The sequence below is a fragment of the Leptospira alstonii serovar Sichuan str. 79601 genome (genome assembly GCF_000347175.1).
Classification (GTDB): domain Bacteria; phylum Spirochaetota; class Leptospiria; order Leptospirales; family Leptospiraceae; genus Leptospira; species Leptospira alstonii.
Genome location: NZ_ANIK01000030.1, coordinates 1 through 12,310, shown reverse-complemented (window position 1 = coordinate 12,310; position 12,310 = coordinate 1). Strand labels below are relative to the sequence as shown.

Genomic DNA, 12,310 nt, shown 5'->3' with positions numbered 1-12,310 from the left:
ACGTCCCGCGAACCGAAGTGGCAAAGCAATGTGTCGAAGACCGTAGTGAGCGCGAGCGGGGACCGTGAGTCGCGAACGAAGCGAGGAGACGAAGTTATGCGACGTTAAAAGCTAATTTCTAAAGTTGGTCAATTACAGATATTAAGTTCTTCAATTCAACTGAAAGACGATTTAAATCAGTTAGTTCGGCAATTTTTTTATGAACGTAAGGTCTTTTAAATGGAGGTTTATCCATTGGTAAGAATGGAATATTTTTACTCCCTATATTCCTTCTAATGGCCATTAAATCATATCCTCTTGTATAATCCGCATTTGAATTTGGAATTTTCAATTTATTAAGAAGCTCTCCAACTTGTGTTAAATTTGAATCATTCACTAATGAGAATTCCAAGTCCGCAGGAAAAATAAAAACGTTGATACCGATGTCTTTCAATGACTTTGAAATATTATTTGAGGTCTTTCGATGTTCATCTTCTTTACCGGATTTAACAGCGACATCGATGATATCAAAAATTTTTTTCCTATTAGATACAGTAAAACCCGCGTCTTCAATCCCTTTTAAAATCGGTCGATCATTCTCAGATAGTAAAGAATCAAAATCAGTCACAATTAAAAATGGAATTAACAACCCTTTATGGCTACGGATTAAGTTAATGTACGGAGCAAAATTTTTATTACCGCCTGTTACAATAATACTAATATTACTATGTTTATTTTTAAAATACTTTTTTAAAATTGATTCAATAACTAAACGATCGCTTTCTCCCTCGACAAATATAACTTTATCTGCAAAGTATATTAGTGAATTTATTTCATTATTAAAATAGTTTAATATCTCTTCCCTTTTTTGTTCATCTATATGAGGAACAAAAAGTTTAGATTCAAGACCTACTTTTCTAACGACTCCAATATGTGTAAAATCTGTATCAGAAACAATGTATGGACTATGCGTCGTAATTAAATAATTGAGATTTTCCGTAGCCTTGTCTTTTATATTTTGATATAATTCTCGTTGTTTCTGAGGATGAAGAAACGCTTCCGGCTCTTCGATTGCGAAATAATAGTTAATATCCGGATTTCGAGTTGCCTCGTTTTTGATTTGTTGAAGAGCTAATAATACAGCAGATTGAATACCCGTTCCCGCTTCACCAAGCGGTATTAATGATTTTTCATCAATTTTAAAAGAAAGTTTAACATTTTCTTTTATCCACTCTGCAATAGAATGGATATTAACATCAAATATAATTGATAAATCATGATTAGTTTGGATTCCTAATTTCTCTTTTAAAGCTGGGAATAACTTTGCATCGACTAATTTCTTGATATCTCTCGTCACCTCCTCTCTTATTTTCGCTATTGTTCGATATGCACTCGTTGTTCCCCCTTGTTTTGATGGAACCATTTCAGAAAGTCCGTATTCGTTAATGGTTTCTGCCAAGAGGTCACTAAATGAATATGACTGCGTATCTCTAATCGCAGGTATTAATATAAATTTATTCTTTGCTTTCATTTCTTTAAACAAACGCTTTGCCTTGGAATCGGACTGTGCTCGAACATTTATATCTGAAGAAATATATGCTTTATTGTCGGATTTCAGATTTATGTAAATATTTTCACTTTTTCCTTTCGAGTTGAGTAGATTTAATGCTATTCTTTTATCTTTTTGTTTCTTTGACTTTGTAACTGGTAAAAGTTGAGCGGCAAGGGATTCAGGTAAATAGTCATATTCGAATCCATCTTCAGTCATCTCGTTAAATATAATGTTTAAAATCTTTAGAATAGATGATTTTCCGTGATCATTTTGACCAATAATCACTTTCGTTTTTTGGAAATCTTGTTCGAATTGAACATATGATCTAATATTTGTTAATTCCATTTTTGCTAATTTCATTTTTACCCCATACTATACTTTTAATGTCGCATAACGAAATAGTCTCCTCGACGTTGCGTCTCCGAGCGCTTACGCGCGAAGGAGTTGGCACAAGGTTCGAGTGAGCCTTAGCGAACGTCCCGCGAACCGAGTGACAAAGCGAATGTGCCGGAGGCCAAGCGAGAGTTGCGGAGCAATCTCGAAGCGCCGCGAGAAGCCGCAGTTAGGCGATGGCGTCGATACAAATTACCGAAGAGATTTTATAAATTCCTCACAGTTTAAAATTGAAAGATCATGTTTAGGATAATCCTTTTTATTTCTAGTCAGAAAGATGCCAATCCCTTCTCTTTTTGCGACATGATATTGTATTGAATCCTCAAAGTCTTTGATATCTGAATCGAGTGCCAAATCGATAATCTTATCATCAACACTTAATATGTTGATTAAAATCCGAAGTGACTTTACTTTATTTAAAGCTTCTTTATGTCCAAGAAATTTCTTCAATAAATAGAAAATATTCCATATAATTAATGATGAAATATAACCTTGTATTTTACCTAATTCGATCAAATTAAATACTTGAGCTGAATATTCAAAACCTTCAGGTCGGCTATACAAAAAATCAATTATGACATCTGAATCTAAGAATACTTTCTTTTTAGAGGCCATGCTTTTTTCTCAAATAGTCAACTTTATCCTCTTTAATATCTACGTATTCTTTGTTTTTTAAAAGTCCAGCCAGACTTTTTGTTATTGGAGCTAAATCCTGGGCCTTTATTTCTACTTTTTGTCCACGCTCAGATTCTTTTGTTAATTCAGCTAAGTAATCTTCAATAATATTAGATAAGCTTTTATGTCTTTTCTGCGCATATTTTTTAGCTTTCTCAATAACGGTCTTTTCAATAGACAAAGTTAATTTAGTAGTCATGAAATAATCCTACGTATAGTATATAATATTCTATACGTATTTCAAGATTTTTTCTCTGAAATTTTGAATTTCGCGATCATTTTCGACGCTGTCGTCTAACGACAAGTGATTGTCGACGTTCGCGGTTCTGAAGCGCGCTAAACGCGCGGAAGAATTGGCGCGAGGCTTGAGCGACCTTAGTCGCGTCTCGCAAGCCGAGTGACAAAGCGAATGTGGCGAAGCCCAAGCAAGGGGCGCGAAGCGAACCCGAAGCGCCGCGACAATTTTTAGTTATCTGCTGTGCCGACGCCCCGAATCCTAATCGGCGACGCCAAGGACGGCGGAGACGATTAGTAATAGCGCTTTTAATTTTTATTTTTAGAAAACTCAGCGATCATATCGCCGACTACTTTTCTTTCTTGATTAGAAAACTTTAAAAGGTTCTGAATAATTTCTCTTAAACCTTTTGTAGTTTTAATTTGGCTAAGTAATACTTTATCCTGATCTGCTTTAGAAACCAATTTATCTTCCTCTTCCGGAGAAAGGTATTTGATTGGAAGAACAGGAACCGAGTCGTTTAAAAGCCAATTAAAATCTGGTTTATACTCTTCTTTGAGGATCGATAAAAAAGAATGCGAAGCAGATTCAACTCGTCCTTGAACAATTCCATTCAATCCGGTAGGTGTAAGTTTCAATTTTACGGCGGCTTCTTTCTGACTGTCGCCTTTGGCTTCAATCAAAGCTTGCACCTTTTTACCTAATAAATTCACTGCTTTTTTTGCTGTCATTGAAAATACTTTATTAAAATATCATTGACATTAATACGTTTATAGAGTATTAATGGTATTAGCACTTTATGGGCGCAAAATTAATATCTCTATCATATCCGCATTCGGAAAGCAGAAAAAGACGCTTCTGGTGGCCTTTCCGTGCCCAAAATCCATCCTCTGATCAAGTTAAGGCGAGTTTTACGGGGGAAATCTCTAAAGAAGAACAAAAGGTTTTCTTTGATCGGCTTAGAGCGGCTAGGATTGAAGCTAATTTAACTCAAGCGCAAGTTGCAAAGAAACTCGGAAGACATCAAAGTTACATTTCACAGATGGAATCAGGTCGACGACGATTATTGATCGAAGACTTTTATATATTATTCAGACTTTATAATAAGCCTCCTGAATATTTCTATTCCGTATTTTCTAAATGATGGTTTTAGGAAATCTAAGGGTTTCGCCCGAGTAAAATCTGCGAAGCAGTTTTAACGAGGGGTAGAAGGGAGAATGAACTATAAGTTTTGGCGGCCCGATCGCAACGCGTTCGGGTGGCGCTGTTCTTGCACTTCCCAAATGCAAGAACAGTGACAAGCATTAAAACTAAAATTGATCAAAGCAAATATGACTTATAATATATTTTTGAACCTTTTGATTATTAAACTTCGATTTCAATTTGATTATGAATTTTTATTCTCTCATAAATTTCAATTTCAGTGTTTAAGCATTCTATACTAATCAAAAGACAATATGGCGCTTCTTCAAGTAAGATGTCTCGTTCCCATCCAGCGTACCCAACTACAGCAAAGCTTAAATGTTCTGGCAAATCGTAAGATGGCAGAATCACCCAGTCTTTTTGTAAAGTGCTATCATTTCTTTTTAAGTTTTTTATATTACCTAAATTATTTCTCTCTCGAATAGTCCATTTTATCGTTCTAACATCAGAATCATCTTCAGCAATATTCGTTGTGTCAGTTGCATATTGTACTGCCCTACTTTTAAAAACTTCATCTTTTTCCCCTAACTTACTACTTAACCAATCGACCCATGAAGATACATACGATTTCGTCCCACGTCGTGTTCTTCGCACCCTCGCTTTATATGTTAAACTAACTTCTATTAAATAAGAATAGGAATCTCCTGGACTTCGTAATTCCTCTGGAATCATCACTTTATATACATGAGCATGTTTTGGCCTAATGAATCCCTCAGCAACAAAGGTAATTCGATTTGGTGCATTATCTAAAGACCGATCTAAAGAAGGTAGGCCATACCCCATTAAACTTAATTTTTGATATTCACTTAAGTTTACATTGATTGCAGGCCATCTTGCGCTTTGAGCAATCAATGAACGAATAAATAGCGAAGTAGCATTCGGCCAACGCGCAAGAATTTGAGCAACAATATGAGTTACCTTAGGAGTCGAAAAAGAAGTCCCCACGGAATCCTTTCCAATTGCCCCTTGCGCATCTGTCGTAGTCCGAATAGTTTCGGGTGTTGTCTCTAATCTAGTAGCGATATTTGGCAAAGCATTCTTTTCATGAACGTAGTCTCCGCCATATTCTACAACGTCTGGCTTTATCATTCCCCATAAACCAGGGCCTCGTCTTGTAAAAGCCGACGGATAATCTTTCTGGCCAAAAGATTTCCATTGATGATCTTCGAAATGGGAATTACAAATAGAACCAACAGAAAGCGAAAAGGCACTTTGTGCAGGGTTTGCAATTCTGTTCGAGGACTCCTGAAAATAATCAGGGTAATGCTTACCCCTTGCAACAAATTCCTTTACTCCCGGATTATTCTGATTACGCTCTGTTCTTCGTATATTTCCTGTTGAGATAATAAATAACGTATCTTTTTCCCAACATAATGAGTCAATTGTTGCAGCCCAAACTGACATATGTCTTGTGCGACAAGATCGCTTTGAAGATATTGATAAATTATAAATTTTGCAATTATGATGATAGTCGCTTACTATTTTTCGAATTAACTCTGGCGGATATAAATCAAATGGCATACCGTTATTGGAGTCTAAAACTCTTGCATTAGCTATCCATGTAGAATGCTGATAGATTCCATTTCGAGGAATGGCATTACCAAAAAGAATCGCTCCAGTAACTCTAGTTCCATGGCCACCATTTTCGACATCATCAAAAATACTATCGTCATATGGTATATATGATTTTGATAAATCTCTTCGAATGGCATTTGCAATATATTTATGCTCTTCTTGAATGCCGCTATCAATAACACATATGATAGGAGCAATCTCATTGGGTTCCGTAAAAGAAAGATCCGAAATTTCCCCCTCCTCTTCTGCCCCATATTCGATTAGATACGGGTCATATTCAGACACCTCAAACACAAACGGAAAATTAAATACTATATCCTTCAATCCCTTCCCGGATATCTGAATTCTGACACCAAAGCTATCGAATGTATCAATTATACTAGATAAGTATTTTCCTTTATAACCTATAACAAATTCTTCTAATTGTTTCTCACGTTCGACAGCTTTCTCATCTCTTTCTTTTTCAAGAGCGCTTTTGCGAGTTCTCCATCCCTCAACATATTGCGCATACTCCCTATCAGATATTTCATCGTTCTTTGTTAATAATTCAGGAATATATACATTACACGAAACTGATATATCAGCAATATATTCTCTATCATCCTCAATGTCGGACCACTTTTCTTGAAGTTCGGAAGAAAGTATCTGATCGATACGCCATTTATTTCCAGTTTCGATATCCCAAAGTTTTGCTGCAGTATTCTTATACTTACCTTGTTCAGTAAGGAATTTTTCTATTTTTTCTTTTAAAGATTTAAAATCATAACCATCTGTTGAAGCCCCAATTACTAAACCGTCTTCCTCGACGGAAAGAACTTCGATACCAAAGCTTCTTAGACTATCAACATTAAAATTATCGGGATCAGTTTCTAAAAAAAGCGGAATAGCGTCTGGGAGAAGAGGAAGACCTAAATCTTCTCGGCTTTTCAATAATTCAATCCATGATTTCTGTAAATCCGAAATACGTTTTGAAATTTTTCCTCCATGTTCAGAACGATTTTGTAAATTATTCTTTGTCCTTTCATTTTGTTCGTTACCGCCATTAACTTTTGGTGAACGATAAAATCCGGTAAGATCCGCTTGCAATTTTAAATGAGGAAAATCAGACATTTGTTATATATCAATTTTTGGATTTTCAGCTATTGCCCTAGAAATATGTTTTTGAGATACAGGTAATTCTTTCTTTAAAACTGCTTCCTTAGCGGAATCTTGAGCAATCTTAACAATAATCGCCGGCGAGTATCCTCGTAAATCAGAGATAATTTTTTTCCATGTTATTTTTTTACTCACTTCCATTGAGGAAAGAGCTGAAGTAAACAGTTCAAGTATTTGGGCTTCATCTGGTTTAGGCAGTTCGATGATATCGTCAAAACGACGAAACAATGCTTCATCTAAACTTCCCTCTAAATTAGTGGTTGCAACAAGAATCCCTGGAGCGTCATATTCTTCCATTAATTGTAATAGAATATTGACAACTCTATGCATCTCTCCTACGTCATTCTTACTAGCTCTCGTTTTCCCGATGAAATCAAATTCATCTAATAAAAGGACGCAAGGAAAGTTTTTAACAGAATCGAAAATAGCTTTTATATTTCCTGCAGATTCACCTAAAAAAGAAGAAAGTATCGCCTCAAATTTAACTTTAAGAAATGGCAAACCAAGATTCCAGGCAATTCTTTCAGCACTCATGCTCTTGCCACAACCAGGCGCACCGTAAAAAAGAATCTTTCTTCTGGGTTTTAAACCGAAGTGTTTAAGTCTTTCTCTGCCCGCATATTCCTCTTCAATTCTACGTAATTTTTCCTCTGTCGCCGGAGGTAAGATCATTTGATGGCGTAAATTTTCTCGTTCAACATGAGTAACTAAAGGAATTTTATATCTGCGATCAATTGGAACATCGTGTAATGAGATAACTTTGCCAGCAGTTTCGATTCGTCGTTCTTTACTTTTCTTCAAAATTGCAGATAATGAATCCGCAAGATTAATATGCCCCTTTTTGCGCTCTTCCGCAATTATTTCCTGAGCAATCTTCGATAAATCAGAATCTGATTGAACAGGGATAGTTCGAAAGAGCCTTTTTAAAAGCGCTTGGTTCATTTCATATTTCCTAAAAGAAATTCTATAACGACTGTAGGACATTTTCAGCCTACTTAACATAATTTCAATCTGATTCTATTCTCGGCTAAACCACGAAAAAGCAAAATGATAGTTCACGTGAATCCCGATTTTGAGCCATTTTAGAGGACAATTGAGTCAAATTTAGCCAGCCAAGGACGGCTGGCGTCTTAAATGAGGGGCGCGGCATTGCACCCAACGAAAGAGTCTCCTCGACGTTTGCGGTTCTGGAGCGCGCTAAACGCGCGAAAGAATTGGCACGAGGTTTGAGTGAGCCTTAACGAACGTCTTGCAAACCGAGTGACAAAGCAAATGTGTCGAAGACCGTAGTGAGGGTCGCATTAGCGATCCCGAACGAAGCGAGGAGACGAAGTTATGCGAAGTGCCTGCTATTGTTTTGAATTAAAAATCTTTTCAGGGCTTAAGACTTTTAATATTTTTTTGTCCAAAGTCCAAAGTTTCAAATTTCTTTTTATTGCTTCATTAATTATTACAGAATCAATTAACCCAACTCCCTTATCTTTCAATTTTTGCTCATAAGAGAGTTTGCCAGCTTCAAGAAAGCTATTTTCTGAAGTTAGAGTATTTAAATTTTCCCAATAATCTAAAATAAATGAAACTTCTGATTTACTTTTGCAACCTTGGAGAAGTTCTCCAAAAATTACTTCATGTACAATCACTTCAGAAGATTCTATTAAATCTCTTAATTCACTAAAATAAGGCTCATTTCTTTTGAAAAACTCAATCCAAATCGAAGTATCAACTAATACCATTATCTATCTCGATTTAGATTTCGTATATTCTCACTGCTAAAGCCCTTTTGAAAGATTAACGGTGATTTATCTAATTTCTGATTTAGTTTCTTAATTTTTGCCTGTTTTAACCATTCAGAAAGCGCCTTCTGTAATGAATCTGTTATATTTTTTCCACCAGAATATTTCTGAACTTCCGTTATCAAATCATCAGGCAATATAGCTGTAACTTTCATACGATCTATGATACGATATAATTTCGTATTTTGCCAGCTTTTTTTATCATTTCTCCGAATTCTTTTATCGATTAATCGCCACTTATAAAGTTAATTTTAGCAGGCATTTCGCATAACGAAAGAGTCTCCTCGACGTTGCGGCCGCAAGCGCTTGAGCGCGACGCGGTTGGCACAAGGTTCGAGTGAGCCTTAGCGAACGGCTTGCGAACCGAAGTGGCAAAGCAATGTGCGGAGCCGAAGTGAGGGTTGCATTAGCAATCCCGAACGGAGCGAGGAGACGAAGTTAGCCGAAGTGGCAACGGATTCAATTTCTTTCGATTTCGAAGCTACCTTTACTAAGTTTTACTTTTTTTAGCTCCGAAATATTCTTCAGAATATCCTCGTAAGGATGCGTTACTAATTTTTTACCTGTATCTATAGGCTCAAATAAATCCTTCGTAAATGCTTGTAGTATTTCTTGTGGAAGTTCCAGACCTTTTTCTTCTTTTAACTCAAAATACATTTCTGCAATCCAGCTAGCCCTTAATATATCTGCTCCAAATTTAATATTCGAAATTTCAAGATCGGCATGTTCCTTATACCAAGCGGAATACCAGCGAATTACAAAAATTAAGAGCGATACAAATAATGGTGTCAACCCCAATAAAGGGTATAGATTCTGAAACTGAAAAGTGTTTGTTAACGAAGAATCCAAATAAAATTTGAACAAGACAAATAATATAGAAACCCCCGATACACCAAGTATCCCTAAGCTAATAAAATTTATAACATTTCTTTTCTTTGATGTTTCATCCGAAAGTATAATCGATTTTCTTTCTTTTATTAATAATTTAATTTGAGTAAGCAAGTCACGTCTAACGGCTGTTCGCTCCCTTATATCGAATTCCTTAACCCGCTCATTAAATTCTTCTTCTTTTTTTTGTAAATCCTGTTCTTTAACCTTAAAGGATTCATTTAATTTTCGAAGATCGTTCTCATATTTTTCCTGAATATTCCTTTGAAATTCAATGGACAACTCGTTCCATTTAGCTGATTGTTCTCCGATATTTTTGATCTGCTTTTCTAAAGTGCTTTCTAACTCACCTACTTTCGATTCTTGAATCTTTAAATAATTGCTGATGATTGGGTCATTAAATTGTTTAAAGTATTCTTCAGATTTAAATTCTGATAGACTGTTTAATATAATCGATTTTACATTTTGAATAATTTTAATTTGCGGCGCAGCTAATTGAATATCCCATGAAATTGTTATAAAATCATACAACTCTTCAATTTGTTCAGAAAAGTTTACTATAGGAAACATCGAATTTTGGTTGTTGCGAATTAATGCAAGACGTAAACTAAGACTTCTTATTTTTAAAGTATTATTGTGAATTTCCTCTATAAAAAACCCGTATTGTGGATGATTTTCTAAAGCGCTCAATGATGTCTGAACATGAAGTATTGATGACATTAAATCGGTGTTTACGGTTAATTCCGTAAACGTATTTTGACCTGCCTGAATAATTAAGTCTTTAAATGTGTTAAAGATTTTTTCAGAATCCGTCTTTTTAATCTTAATTTTAATTTCCATATCAAGATCCTTTTATGCCATTTCGGCTAACGAAAGAGTCTCCTCGACGTTGCGGCCGCAAGCGCCTGAGCGCGACGCGGTTGGCACGAGGTTCGAGTGAGCCTTAGCGAACGTCCCGCGAACCGAAGTGGCAAAGCAATGTGTCGAAGACCGTAGTGAGCGCGAGCGGGGACCGTGAGTCGCGAACGAAGCGAGGAGACGAAGTTATGCGACGTTAAAAGCTAATTTCTAAAGTTGGTCAATTACAGATATTAAGTTCTTCAATTCAACTGAAAGACGATTTAAATCAGTTAGTTCGGCAATTTTTTTATGAACGTAAGGTCTTTTAAATGGAGGTTTATCCATTGGTAAGAATGGAATATTTTTACTCCCTATATTCCTTCTAATGGCCATTAAATCATATCCTCTTGTATAATCCGCATTTGAATTTGGAATTTTCAATTTATTAAGAAGCTCTCCAACTTGTGTTAAATTTGAATCATTCACTAATGAGAATTCCAAGTCCGCAGGAAAAATAAAAACGTTGATACCGATGTCTTTCAATGACTTTGAAATATTATTTGAGGTCTTTCGATGTTCATCTTCTTTACCGGATTTAACAGCGACATCGATGATATCAAAAATTTTTTTCCTATTAGATACAGTAAAACCCGCGTCTTCAATCCCTTTTAAAATCGGTCGATCATTCTCAGATAGTAAAGAATCAAAATCAGTCACAATTAAAAATGGAATTAACAACCCTTTATGGCTACGGATTAAGTTAATGTACGGAGCAAAATTTTTATTACCGCCTGTTACAATAATACTAATATTACTATGTTTATTTTTAAAATACTTTTTTAAAATTGATTCAATAACTAAACGATCGCTTTCTCCCTCGACAAATATAACTTTATCTGCAAAGTATATTAGTGAATTTATTTCATTATTAAAATAGTTTAATATCTCTTCCCTTTTTTGTTCATCTATATGAGGAACAAAAAGTTTAGATTCAAGACCTACTTTTCTAACGACTCCAATATGTGTAAAATCTGTATCAGAAACAATGTATGGACTATGCGTCGTAATTAAATAATTGAGATTTTCCGTAGCCTTGTCTTTTATATTTTGATATAATTCTCGTTGTTTCTGAGGATGAAGAAACGCTTCCGGCTCTTCGATTGCGAAATAATAGTTAATATCCGGATTTCGAGTTGCCTCGTTTTTGATTTGTTGAAGAGCTAATAATACAGCAGATTGAATACCCGTTCCCGCTTCACCAAGCGGTATTAATGATTTTTCATCAATTTTAAAAGAAAGTTTAACATTTTCTTTTATCCACTCTGCAATAGAATGGATATTAACATCAAATATAATTGATAAATCATGATTAGTTTGGATTCCTAATTTCTCTTTTAAAGCTGGGAATAACTTTGCATCGACTAATTTCTTGATATCTCTCGTCACCTCCTCTCTTATTTTCGCTATTGTTCGATATGCACTCGTTGTTCCCCCTTGTTTTGATGGAACCATTTCAGAAAGTCCGTATTCGTTAATGGTTTCTGCCAAGAGGTCACTAAATGAATATGACTGCGTATCTCTAATCGCAGGTATTAATATAAATTTATTCTTTGCTTTCATTTCTTTAAACAAACGCTTTGCCTTGGAATCGGACTGTGCTCGAACATTTATATCTGAAGAAATATATGCTTTATTGTCGGATTTCAGATTTATGTAAATATTTTCACTTTTTCCTTTCGAGTTGAGTAGATTTAATGCTATTCTTTTATCTTTTTGTTTCTTTGACTTTGTAACTGGTAAAAGTTGAGCGGCAAGGGATTCAGGTAAATAGTCATATTCGAATCCATCTTCAGTCATCTCGTTAAATATAATGTTTAAAATCTTTAGAATAGATGATTTTCCGTGATCATTTTGACCAATAATCACTTTCGTTTTTTGGAAATCTTGTTCGAATTGAACATATGATCTAATATTTGTTAATTCCATTTTTGCTAATTTCATTTTTACCCCATACTATACTTT

At 35.3% G+C, this 12,310-nt stretch carries 11 protein-coding genes; 1 reads left to right on the top strand and 10 read right to left on the bottom strand.

All coding sequences use genetic code 11. From position 1 onward, the window contains the following. Positions 1 to 118: 118 nt before the first annotated feature. The 4 genes from LEP1GSC194_RS07450 to LEP1GSC194_RS07435 all read right to left on the bottom strand — a co-directional run bounded on the left by LEP1GSC194_RS07450 (position 119) and on the right by LEP1GSC194_RS07435 (position 3,565). Positions 119 to 1,891 carry an ATP-dependent nuclease gene (locus tag LEP1GSC194_RS07450; protein ID WP_020773017.1) on the bottom strand — a complete coding sequence of 591 codons (1,773 nt, stop codon included), beginning with the start codon at positions 1,889 to 1,891 and terminating at the stop codon, positions 119 to 121. Between the two features lie 225 nt (positions 1,892 to 2,116). Beyond that, positions 2,117 to 2,539 (bottom strand): type II toxin-antitoxin system VapC family toxin, encoded by a 423-nt coding sequence (locus LEP1GSC194_RS07445; RefSeq protein WP_017808212.1) that lies wholly within the window; start codon positions 2,537 to 2,539, stop codon positions 2,117 to 2,119. Continuing rightward, positions 2,529 to 2,798 carry a DUF6364 family protein gene (locus tag LEP1GSC194_RS07440; RefSeq protein ID WP_017808213.1) on the bottom strand — a complete coding sequence of 90 codons (270 nt, stop codon included), beginning with the start codon at positions 2,796 to 2,798 and terminating at the stop codon, positions 2,529 to 2,531. Before LEP1GSC194_RS07440 ends, LEP1GSC194_RS07445 begins: the two co-directional genes overlap by 11 nt. A gap of 344 nt (positions 2,799 to 3,142) precedes the next feature. Further along, positions 3,143 to 3,565: a transcriptional regulator gene (locus tag LEP1GSC194_RS07435; protein WP_036041724.1), complete on the bottom strand. Its 423-nt coding sequence runs from the start codon at positions 3,563 to 3,565 to the stop codon at positions 3,143 to 3,145. 68 nt (positions 3,566 to 3,633) lie between these two features. On the opposite strand from LEP1GSC194_RS07435, the gene LEP1GSC194_RS21960 reads away from it, so the two are divergent. Continuing rightward, on the top strand, positions 3,634 to 3,978 hold the full coding sequence (locus LEP1GSC194_RS21960; protein ID WP_020773021.1) for a helix-turn-helix domain-containing protein: 345 nt from the start codon (positions 3,634 to 3,636) through the stop codon (positions 3,976 to 3,978). A gap of 221 nt (positions 3,979 to 4,199) precedes the next feature. On the opposite strand, the gene LEP1GSC194_RS07425 is transcribed toward LEP1GSC194_RS21960, so the two are convergent. The 6 genes from LEP1GSC194_RS07425 to LEP1GSC194_RS07400 all read right to left on the bottom strand — a co-directional run bounded on the left by LEP1GSC194_RS07425 (position 4,200) and on the right by LEP1GSC194_RS07400 (position 12,289). Next, complete coding sequence (locus tag LEP1GSC194_RS07425) at positions 4,200 to 6,722, bottom strand: S8 family peptidase (protein WP_231384458.1); 2,523 nt, start codon at positions 6,720 to 6,722, stop codon at positions 4,200 to 4,202. A 3-nt stretch (positions 6,723 to 6,725) separates the two neighbouring features. Continuing rightward, positions 6,726 to 7,709 (bottom strand): AAA family ATPase, encoded by a 984-nt coding sequence (locus LEP1GSC194_RS07420; protein ID WP_020773019.1) that lies wholly within the window; start codon positions 7,707 to 7,709, stop codon positions 6,726 to 6,728. A gap of 407 nt (positions 7,710 to 8,116) precedes the next feature. Then, complete coding sequence (locus tag LEP1GSC194_RS07415) at positions 8,117 to 8,500, bottom strand: PIN domain-containing protein (RefSeq protein WP_036041719.1); 384 nt, start codon at positions 8,498 to 8,500, stop codon at positions 8,117 to 8,119. Continuing rightward, positions 8,500 to 8,715, bottom strand: coding sequence for a hypothetical protein (locus LEP1GSC194_RS07410; protein WP_036041717.1), 216 nt, complete (start codon positions 8,713 to 8,715; stop codon positions 8,500 to 8,502). The genes LEP1GSC194_RS07415 and LEP1GSC194_RS07410 overlap by 1 nt, the downstream gene beginning before the upstream one ends. A gap of 304 nt (positions 8,716 to 9,019) precedes the next feature. Continuing rightward, a complete protein-coding gene (locus LEP1GSC194_RS07405) occupies positions 9,020 to 10,288 on the bottom strand; it encodes an OmpH family outer membrane protein (RefSeq protein WP_020773018.1) in 1,269 nt (422 codons plus the stop codon). Positions 10,289 to 10,516: 228 nt separating this feature from the next. Further along, the gene (locus LEP1GSC194_RS07400) at positions 10,517 to 12,289 is read right to left on the bottom strand and encodes an ATP-dependent nuclease (RefSeq protein WP_020773017.1); all 1,773 of its coding nucleotides are present in this window, start codon (positions 12,287 to 12,289) and stop codon (positions 10,517 to 10,519) included. Positions 12,290 to 12,310 lie beyond the last annotated feature (21 nt).

Coding starts and splice junctions, on each gene's coding strand:
- LEP1GSC194_RS07415 (WP_036041719.1), bottom strand. CDS start 8,500: ATGGTATTAGTTGATACTTCGATTTGGATTGAGTTTTTCAAAAGAAAT.
- LEP1GSC194_RS07405 (WP_020773018.1), bottom strand. CDS start 10,288: ATGGAAATTAAAATTAAGATTAAAAAGACGGATTCTGAAAAAATCTTT.
- LEP1GSC194_RS07435 (WP_036041724.1), bottom strand. CDS start 3,565: ATGACAGCAAAAAAAGCAGTGAATTTATTAGGTAAAAAGGTGCAAGCT.
- LEP1GSC194_RS07445 (WP_017808212.1), bottom strand. CDS start 2,539: ATGGCCTCTAAAAAGAAAGTATTCTTAGATTCAGATGTCATAATTGAT.
- LEP1GSC194_RS07450 (WP_020773017.1), bottom strand. CDS start 1,891: ATGAAATTAGCAAAAATGGAATTAACAAATATTAGATCATATGTTCAA.
- LEP1GSC194_RS21960 (WP_020773021.1), top strand. CDS start 3,634: ATGGGCGCAAAATTAATATCTCTATCATATCCGCATTCGGAAAGCAGA.
- LEP1GSC194_RS07410 (WP_036041717.1), bottom strand. CDS start 8,715: ATGAAAGTTACAGCTATATTGCCTGATGATTTGATAACGGAAGTTCAG.
- LEP1GSC194_RS07420 (WP_020773019.1), bottom strand. CDS start 7,709: ATGAACCAAGCGCTTTTAAAAAGGCTCTTTCGAACTATCCCTGTTCAA.
- LEP1GSC194_RS07440 (WP_017808213.1), bottom strand. CDS start 2,798: ATGACTACTAAATTAACTTTGTCTATTGAAAAGACCGTTATTGAGAAA.
- LEP1GSC194_RS07425 (WP_231384458.1), bottom strand. CDS start 6,722: ATGTCTGATTTTCCTCATTTAAAATTGCAAGCGGATCTTACCGGATTT.
- LEP1GSC194_RS07400 (WP_020773017.1), bottom strand. CDS start 12,289: ATGAAATTAGCAAAAATGGAATTAACAAATATTAGATCATATGTTCAA.